We start from the raw sequence: 21,655 nt of genomic DNA, 5'->3' as shown, positions 1-21,655 counted from the left end.
ATCAAAAAAGCCGTAAATTATAAATTACGGCTATAGATTGAGAGGGAGTTAGTCTTGCGGGTCGAGTTTTATTTTCTCGTCAAGGCCGCTGCCCATATTGCTCCCTAGCATACTTAGTAATTGGCTTTTTTCAGCCGCTGTGGTGTTACTCAATTGCTTTAATAATTTACTCATATTAAGGTTTTTCATGGTTTCAGCTGAGCCGTTAGCGCCCGCTAATACTCCTTTCAAATCCTCAATTAAATTGCGATCTCCATTTAAGTGATCTTTAAATACAGTTTGTACTGTTTTGCTTTCATCTACTAAACCATCTATTGATTTACCTAAGCTTATAGCACTCATAAACTGGTTAAAGAACTGGCCATCGCCACCCATAATATTAATATCGGCATCGCCTAGCGCTTTGCTCATCACTTGAGCTTGATGCTCTGCTATGTCTTTACCTGCCTCAATTTTAGCCAGCACTAATTCTTTTTGCTGGTTTAGTTGGAGTGTAAAGCTTTCGTAGTCACGGGCATCTTGATCCATCGCATTAAGCGCCTGTAGTTTTTCTTCAAGACCTTTGGCCTCAGCAAGCATTTTACGCTCAAGGTTAATGGCTTCAACTTCACCTTGTTTCTCATTCGCATCAGCCATCGCTGTTTGTACTTGCGCTTGAGATAGCCCTATTTCACGGTTACCTTGCGCTTCGGCTTCTAATTTTTGACGAAGTACCTTGGCATCCACTTCACCCTGCATTGCGTTTGCTTGTGCTTTAGCTGTTATAACGTCAGCTTCAGCTAAGCCCTGTGCTGCGGTTTCAACTTGATGAGCTTGAGCAAGTATTTTTTTAGACTCTGCTTGCTGGTTAGCAATGCGCAGTTCTGCATTGGCCATTGTTTCAAGTTCACGAGCTTTAAATTCAGCGGCTTGCTCTTGCGCTTTAGCGGCTTCAATATCTTTAACTAGTGCTTCTTCTGCCTCCGCTTTAGCTCGGATTATAATGGCGTCTTTTTCACGTTCTGCACCTGCTAAAACCTGCACATCTTTAATACGCTCTTGCTCTTCAGCTACCGATTTTTCTACTATTACGCGATCGCGCACTACATCAGCAATTTCTTTGCGTTCTACTTCAAGTGCTTTTTCTTTGTTAATACGTAAAATTTCAGTTTCTCTTTCTCGTTCAATCACTTCTATTTCACGAGAGCGTAAAACTTTTTCTTCTTCAATACCTAGTACTCGCAGTCGGTTTTGCTCTGCAATATCAAGTTCACGCTGCTTATTTTGCTCGCTAATTCCAATTGATTCTTCAGATTGAATACGCGCCTGCTCTGATTTTAAACGCTCTTCGTGGCGTACTTTTTCAGCTTCGGCGTGTTCACGCGCTTTAACGGTTTCAATTTCACGAACTTGACGCGACATTGCATCTTGCTTTTGGCGTTCTATTTCAAGTGATTTCTCAGTGGCTTCTTGGTTTTGTATTTCTACTTTTGCGCGCTCATCACATTTTAACTGATTGGTTAATACATTTTGCGCTGCCGTCATTTCGGTAATACGGCGAATACCTTCTGCATCAAGAATATTTTGTGAATCAAGCTTTTCAATCGACGTTTGTTCTAGGTAATCAATGGCAACATCTTCAAGTGTATAGCCAGATAAGTCCTGCCCTATCACTTCTTTAATGTTGTCCCTAAATTCGTTTCGGTGAGTAAATAACTCAACAAAATCCATTCGCTTACCAACCGTTTTAAGTGCCTCTGAAAACTTAGCTTCAAATAATTCTTGCAGCGTTTCATGCTCTGATGCACGTGCACAACCTACTTGCTTTGCTACACGTAAAATATCGTCTTTGTTTTCATTAACACGAATATAAAACGTAATGGCGATATCGGCACGTATATTGTCTCTACAAATCAAGCCGCCTTTGTCTTTACGTTCAAGTACCATGCGCTTTGTTGAAATATCCATCACTTCCATTTTATGGATAACAGGGTACACAATGCCACCGGTAGTGGTAACGTCTGGCTCACTTTTCATTTTATTTATAATGAGAGCTTGGCCTTGTTCCACTTTGCGATAAAACTTGCCAACAATTAACAAAATAGCAAAAATGACCGCTATCGCTATACCTACAAACGTTAATATAGGTAGTAAGTTATCTAAAAATTCCATGTTATGTCCTAACGTAATTATCGATTTATTATGTGTTATTTACAGTAAAAAACGGCGTTGTGTTACCAAGGTTTGGCAGTAACAATATAACAATGCTGCTTTTTTATATGCTCAAGTAATATTACCGTATCACCTGCGCTGAAGGGGTATTCGTCATGCGATCTAATTTCAATGAGTTGCTCAGTGCCTTGAAAATTAACTCTGCCTTGACCAAACGTTGGCGTCACCTTTCCAGTAACAACGGTGCATTCAAGACCCAATAAGTCGCTACTGCGAGAAGTTTCTACACTTGAGAAAAAGCGTTGTAATGGTTTTGAAATAATAACTGCAATTGGTAAAGCAATAATCGCGCTTACTACCAGCATTACAAAGCCAAACACATAAAATAAAACACCATCACCAAGTAGGTAAGCAAAAAACTTATGTGCATAAATACTAATTAGCCAGCTAAGCATAACCACTAAACTAATTGATACCGTAATAGGAATACTGCCAAAACCAAAGTTTGACGCTGAATGGGCGCTATTTGAATTAGATGAACTGGGCTCTATGTCTAAATCAGATTCAAACATATCAATGTCAGCAAAGCCTAATAAAGTGATCACCCAAAAAAGGATTACAACCAAAAGCAGGGCCGTGAAAATAATGGTAGGAAACGTAAGTGCTAAATTCAAAAAGTCCATATTACTGCTATCCATCTGTATTAATACATTTACACAGTATGATTTTTAACATTTTGAAGAGAGTTTGTTAAGTTTTTTATAATAATTAGCCAGTGGTTTATAAAGAATTGTAAATAGCTCACCTCTATTTTAATTACCTCATTATAAACCCACTATTTGTAGGCATTTTTCAATGGTCAATTTAGCTCACTTACTTTTAGATTGAAGTGTTCTATCTGCACTTATAATTTTTTAACGCTAGCTACTATATCACTGCAAGTTACACCGATAATAATGACGACGATCAATACAATATTCGCTTCGTAGCCCAACTTTAACAGATACAAAAAAGCCGCCTTACTAGTTAAGCAAGGCGGCTTTCATATTAAAACACTTATGAGCTTACATATTACCAAGCTCAATCATCATTGCGGTATACATGCGTAAATTAAGCTCTAATTGCTCAAGTGTAATAAATTCATGCTCAGAGTGGCCTGTATAACGTTTTCCTGGCATTGAAGGTCCAAACGATACTGCATTATCAAATAGTTTTGCGTTAGTGCCTCCACCAATTGATACAAAATCGGCTTTTTCGTCGCCGGTAAAGTGCTTAAATATATCTAGTAGCTTTTGCGCATGCGGCGCATTGTCTAACAGCATAGGCTTACCTATCACTGTATCTATACTCTCGAGTGTAACGTTATTGTTAGCTTGCCATTGATTAACGGCTGTCTCTATTTGTTGCTTTAATACATCTTCACTTTTACCAACAGGGCGACGAGCATTAACAGCTAACGTTAGTTTATTCCCGCTGCGTTCAATGACGGTTGGAGCTACGGTCATTGGGCCCATAAAGTCATGTTTATAGGCAATGTCGCCAAACTGCTTACCGTGAAGATCTAACCCTATCAGTTGATTTACAAATTTAATAAGCTGTCCATCGCTGTTGTTTTCAAGCGCTACGTCTTTAAATAACTCGCTCAAGTGTGCGATAGCATTAACGCCCGATTCTGGCTCAGATGAGTGCGCAGACATTCCTTTTATACTTATTTTTAAGCCTTTACCTTGCTCTTCAAAATTAAACTCAACATCACTAAGCGTTTTAGCTTTCGCTTTTAGTGAGTCAATTAAGCTCTCATTAGCATTATGCAGTACTAAACTTGCATCTTCTGGTATTTGGCTTTTGAAAGCACCACCAGCAAGGTCGCTTACATACACTGCTTTTTGATCTGATATGGCATTAAATGTAGTAGAAATTAAGCTCCAACCTTTTTCAGCAACCACAACCGGGTATGATGCATCAATGGTTACTGCATACTTTGGTTGCTCGTATGTTTTCATGAACTCAGTAAGTGGGCCCCAATCAGACTCCTCAGCCAGATAAATCATCAGCTCAATGCGGTTATCAAGCTCTATGCCTTTATCTTTAATCGCTTTCATGGCGTAAAGCGCAGTAGCGATAGCGCCTTTGTCATCTTCGGTACCACGGCCAACTAATTTACCCGGCTCTGAGGTATCAATAATAAAGGGGTTTTGCTTCCACTTACTCGCATTAGCTGGCTGCACATCACCGTGTGTTACCACTGTTACCTTGTCTGTTTGTTTACCCATGCCAATAAGCACGGTGTAACCAAGGTCTTGGTAGTCGAACCCAAGCTCTGCAGCTTTCATTTTTAATACCGATTTAAAGTTAATAAAATCTGGGTTTTGTGGTGCGGGTATTGAATCTTTATTTACTGTAGGAAAAGCAACTAAGTTAGTTAGCGTGTGTACTTGCGCATTTTGGTAGGTATTTACAGCGTAATCGGCAACATTATCAATATTTTTATGTAACTGTGCGTGCGCGCTAAACGCGAACAAAAGAGCACTGGCTAAAGCTAACTTTTTCAAAACTTATTCCATTTAATTAATAACTAAGGGCTTTAATTATAGCGCCCACACAGCATTACAAATAGCGCTTTGCGGTAATTTAACAAACTATTAAGTGTAAATATTTATATGGCAGCTTTAATATGGATAGCGGTATAATAGGTGGCTTAAAATAATTGGGGTAGATTTGTGTGAATCGTCGTAAAAAAATAGTCACTAAATTTCAAAAGAAAGACAAACGCGCTAACGCTAAATTACATAAAAGTAATAAGCCTGCGTATGTGTCAAAAGCTGATCGAGAAAAGCTTGAGCAGCAAAATTCAATAACTCAAAGCGATGATAACCAAGAGCAGGAATAACCGACTCTTGGTTATAGTTATAAAATCACCTTAAAAAGCGACACTCATCCCTATATTAAATGAACGCCCCTGCCCTGCGAGCTGCTCAAAACCAGTACTTTCGCCTTTTTTAAGCTGCGCAATACTCACCCCACCAAGCGGTAGTTGATAGTACTCATCAAATAAATTACTCACTTGTGCACTTAACGTTAAGTCGCCCCATGACGCTTTTGAACCTAAATTTACAATATTGTAGCTGTCGGTTTGGTTTTCTAATCGGTTGTTATCGACGCGGGTTTTAGCATCATTCCATTGCCACGATAGCGTATTTTCAAAGCGGCCGAGTTGATGGTTAATTGCAAGCTTGGTATGCAGTGGTTTTATTTGATAAAGCGGCTGGTTGGTATCATCTCGCTTTGCACGTGTATTAGTAATATTTGCATTTAATTGCCAATTACCGAGTGCTTTAGATTGATGAATATTAGCGGCTAAATCTAACTTAACCCCATACAATACGGCATCCGTATTAGTAAATTTAAGTATGTTACGTGTTGTGTTTTCTAAGCCAAATCGATTAAAAGACCTGACGAGGTCTGCATCAATGTAGTCAGATGCATTGGTATACCAAATGTTAGCACTTACTTGCCAGTCGTCGTTTTGAGCCGATTTAATATAAGTAGAGCTTATTGTATGCGCGGTTTCTACTTCTAAATTTTGGTTGCCTATATAGCCATTGCCATCACCGTACCAACCAATCATGGTGGTTGCCATATTGCTCACACCCCAGCTGTATCGCTCATACAAATTAGGTGCTCTGTTTTTGCGAGCAAGACCAAGCTGTAGCTCGTCAGTATGAGTGAGCTGATAATTAAGTAATACACTTATATCAACCACCGTATCTGATTTATTGTGCTCAATGGCATTAAAAGCAGCAGCGGCATTTGCGTTATTCGGCTGCATTGGCATGGCGTTCATATTCATCATTGCCATGCCTTCATTGTAAGGCTGAACATCGTCAGCACGTGTTTTCACATGTTCAACACGTATACCTGAATTTAACCACAACTTAGTATTTATTTGGCTCTCAAATTCTGCAAATGCTGCAATACGCTTACGCTGACCATTATTTATATTAATGTAATCGTTAGGGCCCATCATGGCGGAACCTTCAACAGCAGACCACCAATCATCAATTCGGTAATCATAAAATGCTTGCCCAAGTAATAGGCTGCTATTGCTATCTAGGTTTAAACGCCATTTAATTTGAGAGCTTATATCGCGCGCATCGGTATTCATTGGCATCATGCCTGTTTTTTCAGGGCTAAAAAACCCCATTTCGTGTTTAACCTCATGCCAATTAAGTTGGGCTTCCAATTCACTGTTTTCCAATACACGCTTGTACTGGACCGTTGCGCCATAACTTGTATTATCAGTCATATCCATATACTGATTAGCAAAGCCCTGATAAGGTATTTTTTGGTGGGTTAACTTAACAACAAGCTGTTGTTTTTCGTCTCGTATTGCTGCAGAAAGCGCATGGTTTTGAACGCGATATAAAGTATCAAATACTAAATTTCCATTTCCGTCGTCGTAACTTTTGGCATCACTAAACGCACCTTGGTAATTAAAACTCAGGGTATTGCTCGCAATACGTGCTCCTACCCCCATTTTTCGCGCATTGTTTACGCTATTATATTGAGCAGATACATAGCCTGAGTGCCAGTGAAGCTCATTACTTTGGCTATACTGTGGTGAAATAGTATTTACGCTTATTACCCCAGCAATATTATCGCCACCGGCACTCACCGCTGATATACCCGCAATGACATGATAAGCCGTAATTTGATTAGCAGAAACATACGAAAGCGGAGGGTTCATATGATTAGCACATGCCGCTGTAACATCAGCCCCATCGACTAATACTTTTACTCTATCCCCCATCAAGCCATTTAAAATAGGCAAATTAGACACCCCACCTGCAGCAGAAAAATCCACACCTAAATCATTTAGTAATGATTCTGCAGAGCCAAGTGCAAGATGTTTATTTTGCGAATGTCCCTGAACTTCAATAATTTCTAAGGAGGTGTCGTCTGCAAAAACTACAGGAGAAAATATACTGCTTATAAATAAAGCCAAGGGAGTTAATAAATGTGTGTTTGGAGTCGTGCTTAAATCTGCCATTTTATAATTATGCCACTGTAATAGTTGAACTAATTATAATTCGTGTAGCCATATTAAAAGCGCGACAAATTGTCGCACTTTACTCATTTTATTTTAAATACGACGGCGTTATTCATCATCAAAAATATCTTCTATTTTTAATTCAAATAACCGCGCTGCTTTAAACGCCAAAGGTAAACTGGGATCAAACTTGCCTTTTTCTATTGCGTTAATAGTTTGGCGTGATACATCTAATAATTCTGCTAGTTTGGCTTGTGTTAAATTTCGTTCAGCCCTGAGTACTTTTAAGCGGTTTTTCATTCGTCGCCCTCATCACAGCTGTAGCGTTTGTTAAGTATGTAGGTACTAATTAAATAAACCGCGCCCATTAAAAACATTATGTCTGGTATGTCAGCTCGCACGTCGATAATCCCACTTAGCTGCAAATTACTATATGCAAGCCCGCCAACCACAACCGCCCCAAGCGTAAAACCCATTGCACTTAAATGTATTTTTTGCTGTAACTCATCAAGCCCCTGTAAGTTGCGTTTATTAGCTATGATCATTGCAATGCCCACAACAACATTTACGACAATAAAAAAGCCACTCATTGCGTTATTATGATCCCAAATTAAAACCGGACCAAACGAGCAAATGGCTAGCGATAGTAACCAAATAAGCGTCCACTTAGCTAAATTAGTCGTGTTTATTTTTTGACGCTGCTTTAACGTTAATTGTGTTTGCATTTTTTAACCCTCTCAAAAAGTAAAGTGTACTTTACTATACTTGTACAAAAACAACCGCAAGTCAAATAAGCTTTACATAAAGATTGGCTTTATTGACATTACAATGTGTTACAAATCTCCAGTAAAATGTATCCAGCAGCACTTCTAAAAAGATAAAAATAACAATAGAATTACGTTATTAAATATTAAGTAACAAGTAGCCATGATATTTAATAAATACTCTAAAAAATTAAGGATATAAAATGTTAATTACAAGGCTTATAGTTTTATGCTTATTGTTATTAAGCTTTAACTCATATAGTAAAAATACGTTAGAAGATTTCTTTGATAAAAGCGGATACGTTCAAGTTAAAATTTCACCTAGTGGGAAATATTATTCACTCACTTACAGAGAGGATACCGAAGTAAAGCTGGTCATCCTTGAAAGAGAATCAGGAAAAACAACGGCCGCATTTGCATTTGGTGAAAATCAAAAAATACGTAATGTTACCTGGTTAAATGACGAAAGATTTATGATGTCAGTAGCTAAAACAGTTGGCTTTTTAGATACCAAAGGCGGACGCCCATATTATGTTGTTGCTAATTACGATGGTTCAAAAAGACGTGAAATTCTATTCTCAAACACGTCCGTTTTAGAAGTCATTAGCACCCTTCCAAATGATAAAGAAAATATTCTAGTCGCCAAAGGTCACTTTAATGATGACTTTGCCGTTAATGTTCATAAATTAAATATTTATAACGGAAAAATGGATTATGTAGGCGGCCAACCCAAAGACGATGTCTTTGGTATAACTACCGATATTTCGGGTAACCCTAGATTGGCATTTCATTATGAAGAAGATGAAGAGCAAGAGCTTGGCAAAGGCGATTTAAGTGTTTATTTTAAGAAAAAAGTGAACAGCGATTGGCAGTCTTTAAATCTTGCTAAACTAAGCTACGAAAAAGGAGATGCATTAGGTTTTTTAGGTATGAACCTAGAGGGTAACGAGGCCTTCTTAATGAGTGACTCGGGCAGAAAAACTACTGCTATTTACAGCCTTAACTTTGAAAGTGAAGAACTGACACTTTTAGCGTCAAATGACAGTGTTGATATTTCAACGCCAATATTTGGCCCTAACAGAGATGTTATAGGGGCTACGTTTGACCCTGATTACCCTCAATATCAATACTTTGATGCAAAGGGTGAAAATGCAATATTTAAAGAGCTAAGTGACACATTTAAAAATTACCGATTACAATTTACAAGCCACTCTAAAGAAAAAGGTCTTTCTGTGTTTTCTGTAGAAGCTGATAATTCGCCAACTACTTTTTACTTGTACGATACTAAAAATAAAAAAGCGACTTTTATTGCCTCAAGCGCCCCTCAGATAGATAAAAAAAGCCTCTCTATGACTGAACCTTTTAAAATTAAAGCAAGAGATGGCGTTGAATTAAACGGCTATTTAACCATACCAAAAGGAGCTGCTGATAAAAACTTACCTGCAATTGTATACTTGCATGGCGGCCCACATGGACCTAGAGATTTATGGCAATACAACCCTGAAACTCAGTACATGGCTTCATTAGGTTACGCTGTGCTTCAAGTAAACTTTAGAGGGTCTGGTGGCTATGGCAGCGAATTTCAGAAGAGTGGTTATAAAAAATGGGGACGCGAAATGCAAGACGACGTCACCGATGCCACTTACTGGGCTATTAATGAAGGAATAATAGATAAAGATAAAATATGTATCTATGGTGGTAGCTACGGTGGTTACACTACGTTAATGGGCGTTATTAGGGAGCCAGACCTGTACAAGTGTGCAATTGGTTATGTGGGTGTATATTCAATTCCAGAAATGAAAGAAAGCGGCGATATCCCCACCAGAGAGTCAGGTCGAAAGTATTTAGACATGGTTCATGGTACCGACATGGAAGATATGCAAGCTCGCTCTCCTTCATTTAATGTTGATAAAATCAAAGCTAAGCTATTTATTGCCCATGGCGAGGACGATGTAAGGGTTCCTATGGAACAATATGAAGCATTAACATCAGCGCTTGATAAAATAGGCTATCCATATGAGTCAATGGTGAGAGACGAAGGGCATGGGTTTCATCAACCTAAAAACATCTCTGATTTCTACACAAAAATGGCTGAATTTTTTGCAGAGAGCCTAAAATAATACGCCAATAAAATTGTGCCAGCATAAATGCTGGCACTTTCATCCGCTCCATTAAAAAACAATTTTACTTAGCTTCCACTGTTTTTAATAGCATCCAAAAGTTATGCCCACCAGCATTAAATAATATAAATCGTATTTATTTAACTCTATCTAATGACTTAGCCTACCGCTTCACTTAAACTAATTGCCTCAAGTTTTTCTATATTCATTTCATAAATTTTTGCATTTATAACCCATAGTGCTTTTTTGCTCTGGCGTTACTTTTTTATATTTAAACATCTAATTCAAAGGGGGTTTATGAAACCTGATGTTACATCTATACCCAATCAGCTAAATAAAACGGCTATTTTAATTGTGCTGGCGTTAGGCACCTTTATTTTAGGTTTATCTGAATTTTCGATGATGCCAATGTTGCCCCTTATAAGCGAAACATTTGGTACTACACCTTCTCAGAGTGGTTATGCTATAAGCGCGTATGCTATAGGCGTAGTGGTTGGTGCACCTGTGTTAATGCTTACAACGGCTAATATGCGAAAACGAAAAGCACTGCTGATTTTTTTAAGTTTAATGTGTGTATCTAATGGGCTTAGTGCATTGGCTACGTCGTTAGAGCAGTTAATCATATTTAGGTTTTTAAGTGGATTGCCTCATGGCGCTTATTTTGGTGCTGCCATTTTGCTTGCATCTGATATTGCGCCGCAAGGTAAACGAGCCAGCTTTATGTCAAAAGTATTTATGGGATTAACCATTGCAACTATTGTTGGTGTGCCCGTTGTAACATTGGTAGGCCAAAATTTAAGTTGGCGTTACTGTTTAGCTGGTGCTGCAGCGATTGCTTTTGTTGCATTTATTTTAGTTTATAAAGTCGTGCCCAACATAGACAACGCTAAACCCTCTAACTTATTAAACGAGTTTGGTGTGCTCAAAAACAAGCTCGTATGGTCAATTCTAGGCATTGTTATTATTGGCTTTGGTGGTGTTTTTTGTATTTATACCTACATTGCTGACACCATTTTAGATGTAACAAATACAGCGCCTTATACTATCTCGGTGGCAATGGTAATGTTTGGCATTGGCTGTACACTGGGTAATTACGTTTTAGGAAAAGCTGCAGATAAGTCGGCAATAAAAACGACAGGCTTTGCGCTTGTATGCACCATTATTTTTGCATTTGCTTATGTTACGGCAAGTTATAATATTTGGGTGCTTTATGCGGTTATTTTTTTCATCGGTTGTAGTGTCGGTTTGGCGACATTAATTCAAAGCCTACTCATGGATGTAGCACCTGAGGGTCACGCGATGATAGGCGCATTAGTTCAATGTGCATTTAATACAGCAAACGCAATTGGCCCGTGGGTAGGTGGAATCGCGATTGCCAAAGGGGCTGCGCCAAATCAAACTGGCTATGTCGCTGCGGCATTATTTTTAGGTGGCTTAGGAATGTGGTTACTGAGCTATTTACAACTTAATAAGTCTCCCGATTTAAACACAGTTAATTAATCACAACACAAAAAGAGCGACTGATAAGCCGCTCTTTTACTTTCATATCATTAATTTTTACGAATCTAACGACGCCATATCAATTACAAAACGATAACGTACATCTGAATTTTCCATACGTTCGTATGCGGTGTTAATTTCGTCAATGTTAATCATTTCACACTCAGGCAATACATTGTTTTCACCACAAAAATCGAGCATTTGCTGAGTTTCTGCTATACCACCTATAAGTGAACCTGCAACCTGACGTCGTCCCATTAATAATGGCACTGTATTTAACTCTTCAACAGGCCCCACTTGACCAACAATAATTAATGCTCCATCTATGTCTAATAGCGGTGTATAAATTGATAGGTCGTGTTTAACTGGCACTGTATCAATGATCACATCAAATGCTGACTGTGATTCTTTCATTTCGTCATCATTTGTTGAAACTAAGTAATGCTGGGCACCAAGTTTAACAGCATCTTCTTTTTTAGATTCGCTTCGGCCTACAACAGTTACCTCAGCACCCATTGCTACGGCATTTTTTACCGCCATATGACCTAAGCCACCCAGGCCTACAACTGCAACACGGCTGCCTTTTTTAACGCCCCATTTATGTAGTGGAGAATACGTAGTAATACCTGCACATAACAACGGTGCTACGCGTGAGAGATCTAAACTCTGTGGTATTGAAAGTACAAACTCTTCACGAACTACAACATGCTTAGAATACCCACCTTGGGTCATTTCTCCGGTTTCTCTGTCTTTACCGGCATATGTGCCAACCATGCCCTCACGGCAAAATTGCTCTTCATTATTGCCGCACTGATCGCAGCTTTTACACGAATCAACCATACAGCCTACGCCAACGGTATCACCTTGTTTGTATTTTTTAACATCGCTACCAACCGACTTAACTTTGCCAACAATTTCATGGCCTGGCACGAGTGGGTATTTTACACCGCCCCAATCGTTTCTAACGGCGTGTAAATCTGAATGGCACACTCCGCAGTATAAAATTTCAATTTCTACATCGTTATTTCGTAAATCGCGGCGTTCAAACTCAAACTCTGTAAGCTCAGACCCTTGGCTTTTTGCTGCATATCCTACTGTTTTCATCATAACTCCATAGTTGTTTAAAAATTTAAAACGCATTGAGTATGTACTTTGAGGAGTGAATACAAACTGAAAAGCAGCCACAAAAAAGCCCAAATATTATTTGGGCTCAATCACATACTAATAATTAAGGTAGTGTTACTTAGTAAGCTCTGCGTTAATTTCGTCAATTAAAGTATTAATGCGCTCGGCATTTTTACCTAAATCGCTGCGACCAACACGAGATTTACTTCTTATATCAACAAATCGCTCAGTACCTTCATCAACAATACGAACAACAACATCGTCTTTAAAGCCAAACCACGTTGTGGTGTCTGTTGCTTCTATTAAACCAAGTGATTTATTAGCGCTTACCAATTCCCAGCCTAAGTTTTTAATTGCTTGCTCGGTTGCTGCAATTAAATCACTTTGCGACTGTGCAAAGTTAAGGGTTGTTAGTTCTGGGTAAGCTTTACGTTGTTGTACCGCGGTTTCTTCCCCTGCGTATTCAACTGGATTTGGTGCGTCAGCGCGAAGTGGTGCAATAGCAACAAATTTAGGCGGGTTAACCAAGTCGGTTGAAATATCATGAATTGGCGGCACATTTTTGGCTTTATTCATCATGTTAAGCGGCATAGCAATAGCAACCACAGAAAATACTACAGCAACGATAGCACTACCAAATGAAGCGGTTTTACGCATAAATATTAACTGTACTAGCAGTAAAACAAGTGCTGCACCACCCACATACACGCCGTATCTAAAGCCTGTAAAAGCAAGGCCTAAATCAACCACGCCAAACTTGTATAAAGGGCCTGGTAATACAACCAGTAAAAAGGCGATTAAACTCACCAAGCTGACTAAAATCTTCATTCTTGTGCTCCATTTTGTGTGTAATTGTTATTTTGTAAACAGCACTTATACTGCGCGTGCTTGATTATGGTTTACCATTAGCAACTAATTACATAAAAAAGTCCAATGTTGTGCGATCAAAGTTAGTCAGATTAGGAAATATATCGCTCAATTCAGATGATGAAACGCCAAACCATTGCGCCAATGAGGCAAAGTATTGCTCATTTGCCACGCTTGGGATGAGCCTGCCACTGCCAACGTCTTGCGGGCCGTCTAAATGCTGCGTTAAAAATTCACCATAGATATCGCCTCCTTTAACCGCTCCTCCCATTACTAGTTGATTGCCAGCCCAACCATGATCGGTGCCATCACCATTTGAGGTCAGCGTTCTGCCAAAGTCCGACATCGTAAAGGTCGTTACTTTGTCTGCCATATTTAGCTCTTGCATTGCGCTATTAAATTCGCTCAAGCTTTGCGCTAATGAATTTAACAAAAGCGGGTGGGTTTCTAATTGGTTGTCGTGGGTGTCAAACCCGCCCATTGAAACAAAAAACACTTGGCGCTGTGTTGCTAAAGTAGACTGCACACTAATTGCTTTTGCCACTGCGGCCAATTGCTGAGAAACACTAGAATCGGTGAATGGTGTTATCAGCTCTGGGGCAGTCTCTAACGCATTGTTCATAGTTTGAGTATTGTTAATAGCCGAATTAAAGCTTTTTGCATAAGCATCACTAAGCGGATGATGAGTATTGCCCATTATACGATTCATAATGTTAGTTACGTGGTCTGTGCGTGGTTGATAATCGCCAAATGCATTTATACGACTAATCCCACTTTTATTTAGTGCAAACGCTTTTGTTTGGCTGCCTGTTTGCCACAGATTAGTTCCATCTAACGACACATTGGCAGCAAACTGCTCCTGCTGATTTAAGCGCTCTAACAAACGTGCTCCCCAACCACTGTTCAGCGACTGTTTTTCACGGCCATACATCCAAGATGCTTGCTGATCATTATGAGAAAATAAGTGCTTAGGTAATGCCACTGCATTATTTTTGTAATCGTTATAACTTGTTGGCGCAAGCAAGGTACCCACCCCACCAACAAACGCTAAATTAGATTCATTAAAAACACGTTGAATAGGCGACAATGATGGATGCAACCCTACACCACCTGCAAACTGGGTTGCAGTATTTAAAGTAATTGGCGATGCAACCGCTAAATTTTGTCGGCTTTGTTCGTACAAACTACGCTGCTCACCTTCAAGGGGTACCAACATGTTGAGTGAATCGTTACCGCCGTATAAAAAAATGCATACTAGTGCTTTGTAGTCGCCTAGTTCAACTGCATTAACAGAGCCTGTAAGCGCTTGTAGTTGCAAACTAGTCAGTGCGGCTGCCGATACACCGCCTTTTAAACATAACGACAAAAATTGTCTTCTATTAATGCTCATTATGTCTCTCCTAGTACTGCAAATTAAATTCAGGTGAAATAGCAATCATATAAAGTAAATACGATACCCGTTCGCGATATTGATCGTCATCAAAATAGGCATCTAGATCTAATAATGCTTGGCGTGTGTCACTACTCATAGAGCCTGCAAAATACAATACGTTGTATTGATCGAGTAAGTAGTTAACCCCATTGCTTTGCAAGGTATTCATATCGTTAATGATGTAAACATAAATGCCATTTGGGTTTAAATCAGTGTGCGCCTCGGCAGTGCTCCACACCAAATCGGCAAAGTGTTCGTTCATAGTGCCTATGAGCGTTGCATCGCCGGCTATTTGTAGCTCAGGAGCCACTAATGAATTTATTCGCAACTGAGCAGGCTGGTAGTCAGGTCTAAAAAAGTTAAACACCGAACTCGACTGCATAGGCCCTTGCCCGTATCGGTCAACTAAATTCCATGTTTTGTAATAACCTTCGGGTGACCTTGCGTTTAGGTTTCGCCAAAATTGGACTGTTTTAAGAAGCGGTTCTTTTATTTTGCCTTGGTAGCTTAATACACTGCCATAATGACGAGCTTCATCATCTAAATATATAGCTTTTACTACTGCTGCTAGATCACCTCGAACGCCTTCGCCATTATCATTAAACACACTGGCAATTCGCTCTACATATTGCGGTGTAGGGTTTGATGTAATTAGTCGTTGTATTAACTGCTTACTGATAAAAGGCGCTACATTTTGATGGTTAAATAAATTATCAAGCGCTAGTTGTAACGACTCTTGCGCACTATACCCTTGGGGAATAATGTCGCCGTTTAATAACGTTTTTTGCTTTTGTGAATGGTACTCTTCAAATGCTTGCATAGGCGCAACATAATCACGACTTTTGCGCTTAAATGTTTCACTGCCTGCAAATGTCCACCCTGTAAATACACGAGCAAACCCTTCTATTTCTGCTTGGCCATACGTTGCAATAGTATTACCGTTAGCGTCTAATTTAGCGGTACCGTCTTGGTTTAGCTCATCAAGCCCGATAGTAAATAACTGCATAACCTCACGGGCATAGTTTTCATCGGGGCGAATATTAAGTGCATCATCGGCCTTTTCGTTACCCAAATGGCTAAGATAAGTGCCCATGATTGGCGATAAAGTTACCGCCTCAAGTAAATCACGAAAATTACCAAATGCATGCGTTAGCAGTAAATCGTAATAGGTCACCATGCCTTCTGGCTGAGAGCGTAAATCGTTATTGAGATCAGACACTACAAGTATTTCACTCAGCGCAAAGGCCACGCGCTGGCGTAGTTGATCGTCGCTTTGCATTACGGCTTTCCACCACGCGTCTATTCGGCTTATATACCTAAAATCTTCATCGTCATTACTAAACACCATATAGTCACGATGATAGTTAATGGGCAATGCCAGTTGGGCATCAAGCCATTGCAGCTCACTTTGACCTTGCGCGTTTTGTATTTCTACTAGCGTTGGCCCCATGCTTCCTTGATGCAACAACCGAGCTGCAGAAAATGCATCCATGCTATTGCGGGCAAAAAAATTGACCGTTTTAACGGTAGTGGCCCCTTCGTTATCGGTCGCGGTAACATTAAACGCATACTCTGAAGGCGTGTAAGTTAGTGCATCAGCCAATTTAACGCTAACTGAGCTTGCGTTTACTGGCTCATTTAACACCGTAGGCCCCGAAGTTTGTTGCCAAATTACACTTGCGATGCTGCCGTCAGCATCGCTGGCTGTTGCTTTTAGCTCAATAGTTTGGCTTTTTATGATATCACTGGGTAAGCCCGACAGGGTTAAAGAAGGAAGTTTGTTACCATTAACGGTTGGAGTATCATCTGAGCCAGAACCACCGCAAGCACTAAGAAAAAAGACTGAGCTTACTATCAAAACTAATTTATAATGCATGTTAAATCGCCATGATATTTTGGTTTAAGTAAGCAATTGCCTACTTAGTTTAATGCATTAATTGAAACACAAAATTTACATTTTTTCCTTTTATTTTTTGTAATCGAAACTTGACTAACGTTCAAAATTGCACAAACTACGGGGGTTAAACAGCCAGAGACTCACACATGAAAACAGAAATTAGTTATCGTTTTGAATCATCGCAAGTGGCCAACCGTTTTTTACATGAGTTAAAAAACTGGCCAGTGAACGATGTTAAAACACGTCTTTTTAATGGAGGTGATAGCGTAAAAGTAAGCTATGATTACGACGAAACAGGCTTCGATTATACCATTGCCGAACTTGATGATCTAGCCGAGCAACATGGAGGAAAAGAAGTTTAGCGCAGCGTAATATGTATTAAACTTTTTAGCATTAATAGTAACAATTCGCGATGGTGGTTTAATTATATTGATTTAATTAAGGCTCTGTCTCTTCCGGTGTTTTTTGCCTCGTACAGCATAACATCTGCATCTTTGATTAATGATTTGGCTGTGATGCTTTCATTATCCATAGCCTTTGCCGTTGCAAAAGCACAGCCTACACTTATAGTTAAAACATCACTTACTTTAGAGCCTTTGTGAGGTAATTTAAGCGCATTTACATTTTTTCGTAATTGTTGAGATATTAGTTCAAATTGCTCAAACGAAAGCTGGTTAAACAACAGTATAAATTCCTCACCTCCATAGCGTGCTGCTATACCATTATTTGATTGGGCGGTTTCTTTTAAAACACTACATAGTGCTTGTAAGGCACTATCTCCTTCTTGATGACCATAACAGTCGTTGTACAACTTAAAGTAATCAACATCAATTAGCATTAATCCCAACGTTGTTTTTTGATTGTGGGCATCATGCCACTGTAATGTGTAAATTTCTTCAAAGGCACGTCGGTTATAAATTTGCGTTAACTCGTCTATTTTACTTATTTTTTCAAGTTGTTCGTTTTGTTTTTTGACCTCTTTTATTAAGGAATTAAAACCATTTATAAGTACACGCATTTCTAAAAACTGATTTTTAAAATGAAGCGGTTGAAGGTCATTTTTAAGTAACATTAAATTGATTGCCGATGCACCATTAATTAATGGTGTAATAAAAAAACGATTAACAACAAAAAAACCTATTAAAGAGGCTACAAAAAACATTATTAAAATAATAATTAAATACAAGTCAAATAACACAGGCAACCTTTGATGGTGATGCTCAATATTCATTGTCAGTAATGGGTTACCATTTATGTCTAGCAATATTCTTTGTCGCTCAGTGGCTATTCCCTCATTTTGGATTCCACCATTTAAAACAAGTAAATTTTGTGTTGCGCTATCGTCATTTATTATTGAGTAGCTAAGTTTTACTTGCGCTACTTCTGCCATCATAGCAACTTGTGATTTCCTTACTTTTTTAATAAAAACAATACTACCAACAGGCTCTCCTGTTTTATTTGTTCGTTGAATTGCGTGGGATGCAAACATAACAGGACCATGCTCTGTTCTTAAAAAGCCGAAGCGTTCTGACGTATTTTTTTTATAAGGTAGGATAGTACGGTTAGGTAAATGAGTATTTAGATCAAATTCTGGCAGCTCAAAGGATTGCTCCTGAATGTAATCAAAAGTATGCCCATAAACTTGTTTAAAGTTCATGTCGTAAATAAATACACCATCTATTTTGAGTGATTTAAAGGTATCGTCCACATAATTTGACTCAATATAGTCTTTATCAAAGCTCGTCATGTAATCGTAAGAGTCATCCCACACCGCATAATCGTAATTTAGGGTTTTTAAGAAAACAAACTCTCTGTTTAAAGCAATTTCTAGGCTCAATAGCTCTCTATTTTGGTAGTCTTTAATGTTTTCATTTATAGTTGGTAACGTAAAAAAGTATCGATAGCTAACCAATAAACTAGTTACAAAGCACATTAAAATTAAAGTACCTATTATTACAAAAAATCTTAATGTCATTATTAGGCCCTAGGGTGTGAAGTAGCTTAATTCATTTTCTGAATAGCGCTTATCTATAGTTTTTTAAGTGTGCTTGGGTTTATTCTGCGCCAATATAACTAGTTTAATGATGATTCCGGCATTAATGTTATTGGCATAGTACAGCGCATTAGCGTACCTTCGCCAAGCTCACTTTCTACCTCAATTGAACCATTATGCTCTTTTAGCACGTTATAAACGATGGCCATTCCCATCCCCGTTCCCTTCCCTACTGGTTTTGTTGTATAGAATGGTTCAAAAATATGGCTTTTAGTTTGCTCGTCCATTCCACAGCCATTATCAGCAATTTCAATATAAATATTTTTTTCGTCTGAAAATAACTTGATGACTATTTTACCTTGCTTGCCATCAACTAAATCACACGCATATTTTGCATTTAGCAGTATATTTACAAACACTTGGTTAATTGCCGATAAATTACAATAACTCAATGGCAGCTCTTCATAATCACATTCCACCTGACAACTTTTTAGCTGATTGGCGAGTAACTTAATGGCACCATTTAATGACTCAGTAATATCAGCCATAGCCAATAAGTTATTTTTCGGTCTGGCAAAGTTAAGCAAATTATTTACTATGGCAGCGATACGTTGAAGTCCCTCATGAGTGTCGCCGAGCAGTTCATCTAAATCTTCTAAAATAAAATCTATATTCGTTTCTTGGTCGAGCTTAACCAATTGTGCTTCAAGCTCTGAAGCCGAGATAGACTTATCTATGAACTGCTTAGATATCTGCATTAATGAATGAAGTGTTGGTTTAAAGTACTTAATGCTTTCTACATTACTCATTACATAAGCAAGCGGGTTATTTATTTCATGTGCTACGCCTGCCGATAACGTACCGAGTGTTGCCATTTTATCGGTTTGCATTATGGTTACCTGCTGGCTTTTTAGCATGCTCAGCTTTTCTTTTAACTCTTGATTAGCGCAAAATAACTTACGTGTTTTATCTTCAAGTAAAACTTCTAACTGATCTCTTGCCGCTTTTTCACGCAAATACGCTTTTTTGTAGTTATAGTCGTCTTCAGCCATTTAAAGCCTCATACTTCACTTCAATAACGCACTTGTCGCAGCCGTCATGCATACATTCAACATGGTTTAAAGAAACATCAATACCGTAGTGCGAAGCCGCACCATAAATAAGCCCTTCTGCGCACATACATAACTGCCTTTTAGAACGGTAATGCATTAAAATAAATCCATCTTCAATCAGTTTAGACTCTATTTCTGGTAGGTTTGGTTCATGGTATAGCTTAGCGACTTCAACATGAATGACCTTATCAATCCCCATAATTAACTCTGCAAAACTATTAAAGCCTTTCGCAACCGTTGGGTGGCTTCTGTTTAAGTGGCCAAACAAATACTCACCAAATGCTTTTAATACTTCGGGCATAGTCATCGATAGGGCTGTCGCTACATCCTGGGCTAAACCAATTATCTCTTCATCTGGGTAACTTTGTGCAGAAATATACACACGGCCATCAGGGGCATTTTTTTCAAGTAAATCATCCCATGCCGCCATACCGCACTTTTCAATAACCAGTGCTTCTAAGCCTCTAAAAATTATGCCTTTCATGTTTTATCCTTATTTATTACTTAACCACCATTGCTCTATGTCGGGAAATAGCGCTAAGTCATCTATAAAATCAAACTCTTCAAGATTAAAGTTAAACGCATTATTGCAAAACACATGTTCAACAATCATGTGGATCACGGTTAATGATATGCTTTTTTTTGAGGGTAATTCATCAATCAATTGCGCGTCGACTATTTTTTGTTCAAACCCCCAAAGCGCCAGTAAATAAGCACTTAACACAAACTTAGGTACAACTTCGTTATCTAAGTCGCCATGAGGATCACTCGTTATAATTAACTCACCTATAACACTTAATAACCCTACAGCACATGCGAGTAATTGAGTTTGGCGATCTTGCTTTATATATTTTGCTAACGATTGCGATAACTCTGCTTTTTTATAGCCTTTGTCTATTAAGTGATTAATTGCTTTTTGTTTATTTTTAATAAGTAACTGATGAGATAACTCTGAAAAAACCACAATTGCTCTGAGGTTTATTAAGCCAATCCTTACAATCGCTTCTTTAACACTCGAGGTAGTACTATCAAACCCCATAAAAGCCGAGTTAGCAATTTGTAAAACTTTACCAGCCAGTAAAGGGTCGTGCCTAACATCTTTTTCTAAAATAGAAATATTAGGCTCGCTTTTATTGAGCTCATTGAGTAGGTTTTGCGTTACCTCACCTAAAAACGGAAGCTCAGAGAGTTGCCCTAAAATAATGCGATGCTCACAGCTAATAGGTAGTGTTTTTAAAACAACAGCACTATTTATTACGCTCTCTAAATGAGACTGAGCAAAAGGCTTAACTAGGTGAAAATGGATTACATTATTTAATTGTAGCTGGTAATTTCCACTCATATCACCTGTTAATAAACACCTAAGCGCAGATGGGCAGAGCTCTTTAGCTTGTTCTAAAACGTTTTTCCCGGTAGGAAGTTGCATCATCGAATCACAAAAAATAATATCAGGTAAGGCATTGTTATTTATTTGCTGTTCAAATTGAGTAGCAACTTGAACTGTGCACACATGAGCACTGGGGCATAAACGGTTAAGCGTGCGTATTAACGCACGTAACAGCAGTTCGTCGTCATCAATAATAAGAATATTGATTTTTAAATCATGCATCTACTACACCTAAAGCTATAACGTACTAGTTTATA

At 38.6% G+C, this 21,655-nt stretch carries 18 protein-coding genes; 4 read left to right on the top strand and 14 right to left on the bottom strand.

The genetic code is table 11. The features are described from left to right. Nucleotides 1-48 precede the first annotated feature (48 nt). The 3 genes from AC27JL_RS13930 to AC27JL_RS13920 all read right to left on the bottom strand — a co-directional run bounded on the left by AC27JL_RS13930 (nt 49) and on the right by AC27JL_RS13920 (nt 4,703). The gene (locus AC27JL_RS13930; protein ID WP_138739782.1) at nt 49-2,151 is read right to left on the bottom strand and encodes a flotillin family protein; all 2,103 of its coding nucleotides are present in this window, start codon (nt 2,149-2,151) and stop codon (nt 49-51) included. A 62-nt stretch (nt 2,152-2,213) separates the two neighbouring features. Then, a complete protein-coding gene (locus tag AC27JL_RS13925; protein WP_010557033.1) occupies nt 2,214-2,834 on the bottom strand; it encodes an OB-fold-containig protein in 621 nt (206 codons plus the stop codon). A 381-nt stretch (nt 2,835-3,215) separates the two neighbouring features. Next, nucleotides 3,216-4,703: a dipeptidase gene (locus AC27JL_RS13920; RefSeq protein WP_487195862.1), complete on the bottom strand. Its 1,488-nt coding sequence runs from the start codon at nt 4,701-4,703 to the stop codon at nt 3,216-3,218. Nucleotides 4,704-4,873: 170 nt separating this feature from the next. Here AC27JL_RS13920 and AC27JL_RS13915 point away from each other — a divergent pair, with 170 nt between their 5' ends. Continuing rightward, nucleotides 4,874-5,041, top strand: a complete 168-nt coding sequence (locus AC27JL_RS13915) for a DUF2986 domain-containing protein (RefSeq protein ID WP_410899056.1) — start codon at nt 4,874-4,876, stop codon at nt 5,039-5,041. 30 nt (nt 5,042-5,071) lie between these two features. Here the strand turns inward: AC27JL_RS13915 and AC27JL_RS13910 are convergent, their stop codons facing one another. The 3 genes from AC27JL_RS13910 to AC27JL_RS13900 all read right to left on the bottom strand — a co-directional run bounded on the left by AC27JL_RS13910 (nt 5,072) and on the right by AC27JL_RS13900 (nt 7,926). Continuing rightward, nucleotides 5,072-7,201, bottom strand: a complete 2,130-nt coding sequence (locus tag AC27JL_RS13910) for a TonB-dependent receptor plug domain-containing protein (RefSeq protein WP_487195861.1) — start codon at nt 7,199-7,201, stop codon at nt 5,072-5,074. A 108-nt stretch (nt 7,202-7,309) separates the two neighbouring features. Then, entirely contained in the window at nt 7,310-7,501 is a 192-nt protein-coding gene (locus AC27JL_RS13905; RefSeq protein WP_008132333.1) for a helix-turn-helix transcriptional regulator, read from the bottom strand. Continuing rightward, nucleotides 7,498-7,926 (bottom strand): hypothetical protein, encoded by a 429-nt coding sequence (locus tag AC27JL_RS13900; RefSeq protein WP_039037762.1) that lies wholly within the window; start codon nt 7,924-7,926, stop codon nt 7,498-7,500. Before AC27JL_RS13900 ends, AC27JL_RS13905 begins: the two co-directional genes overlap by 4 nt. A 242-nt stretch (nt 7,927-8,168) precedes the next feature. On the opposite strand from AC27JL_RS13900, the gene AC27JL_RS13895 reads away from it, so the two are divergent. Together AC27JL_RS13895 and AC27JL_RS13890 are read left to right on the top strand one after the other, a co-directional pair. Next, nucleotides 8,169-10,085 carry an alpha/beta hydrolase family protein gene (locus AC27JL_RS13895; RefSeq protein WP_487195860.1) on the top strand — a complete coding sequence of 639 codons (1,917 nt, stop codon included), beginning with the start codon at nt 8,169-8,171 and terminating at the stop codon, nt 10,083-10,085. Between the two features lie 297 nt (nt 10,086-10,382). Then, nucleotides 10,383-11,585 (top strand): MFS transporter, encoded by a 1,203-nt coding sequence (locus AC27JL_RS13890; protein WP_305400853.1) that lies wholly within the window; start codon nt 10,383-10,385, stop codon nt 11,583-11,585. 57 nt (nt 11,586-11,642) lie between these two features. Here the strand turns inward: AC27JL_RS13890 and AC27JL_RS13885 are convergent, their stop codons facing one another. The 4 genes from AC27JL_RS13885 to AC27JL_RS13870 form a co-directional block, all read right to left on the bottom strand. Further along, a complete protein-coding gene (locus AC27JL_RS13885) occupies nt 11,643-12,689 on the bottom strand; it encodes an NAD(P)-dependent alcohol dehydrogenase (protein WP_010557026.1) in 1,047 nt (348 codons plus the stop codon). Nucleotides 12,690-12,824: 135 nt separating this feature from the next. Next, a complete protein-coding gene (locus tag AC27JL_RS13880) occupies nt 12,825-13,538 on the bottom strand; it encodes a DUF1499 domain-containing protein (protein ID WP_008132338.1) in 714 nt (237 codons plus the stop codon). Between the two features lie 88 nt (nt 13,539-13,626). After that, nucleotides 13,627-14,967, bottom strand: coding sequence for a DUF1501 domain-containing protein (locus tag AC27JL_RS13875; RefSeq protein ID WP_487195859.1), 1,341 nt, complete (start codon nt 14,965-14,967; stop codon nt 13,627-13,629). 10 nt (nt 14,968-14,977) lie between these two features. Then, complete coding sequence (locus tag AC27JL_RS13870) at nt 14,978-16,885, bottom strand: DUF1800 domain-containing protein (protein WP_487195858.1); 1,908 nt, start codon at nt 16,883-16,885, stop codon at nt 14,978-14,980. Between the two features lie 167 nt (nt 16,886-17,052). On the opposite strand from AC27JL_RS13870, the gene AC27JL_RS13865 reads away from it, so the two are divergent. Beyond that, nucleotides 17,053-17,268 (top strand): hypothetical protein, encoded by a 216-nt coding sequence (locus tag AC27JL_RS13865; RefSeq protein ID WP_006791468.1) that lies wholly within the window; start codon nt 17,053-17,055, stop codon nt 17,266-17,268. A gap of 62 nt (nt 17,269-17,330) precedes the next feature. Here AC27JL_RS13865 and AC27JL_RS13860 read toward each other — a convergent pair whose 3' ends face one another. The 4 genes from AC27JL_RS13860 to AC27JL_RS13845 all read right to left on the bottom strand — a co-directional run bounded on the left by AC27JL_RS13860 (nt 17,331) and on the right by AC27JL_RS13845 (nt 21,620). Further along, on the bottom strand, nt 17,331-18,881 hold the full coding sequence (locus AC27JL_RS13860; RefSeq protein WP_487195857.1) for a sensor domain-containing diguanylate cyclase: 1,551 nt from the start codon (nt 18,879-18,881) through the stop codon (nt 17,331-17,333). Between the two features lie 98 nt (nt 18,882-18,979). Further along, a complete protein-coding gene (locus AC27JL_RS13855) occupies nt 18,980-19,951 on the bottom strand; it encodes a sensor histidine kinase (protein ID WP_008132344.1) in 972 nt (323 codons plus the stop codon). Beyond that, nucleotides 19,944-20,495: a heme NO-binding domain-containing protein gene (locus tag AC27JL_RS13850; RefSeq protein ID WP_058429587.1), complete on the bottom strand. Its 552-nt coding sequence runs from the start codon at nt 20,493-20,495 to the stop codon at nt 19,944-19,946. The genes AC27JL_RS13855 and AC27JL_RS13850 overlap by 8 nt, the downstream gene beginning before the upstream one ends. Nucleotides 20,496-20,504: 9 nt before the next feature. Beyond that, nucleotides 20,505-21,620 carry an HDOD domain-containing protein gene (locus tag AC27JL_RS13845; RefSeq protein WP_487195856.1) on the bottom strand — a complete coding sequence of 372 codons (1,116 nt, stop codon included), beginning with the start codon at nt 21,618-21,620 and terminating at the stop codon, nt 20,505-20,507. Nucleotides 21,621-21,655 lie beyond the last annotated feature (35 nt).

This window comes from Pseudoalteromonas sp. 4NS20-0020, assembly GCF_057554385.1.
This window is presented reverse-complemented; position numbering and strand designations above follow the sequence as displayed.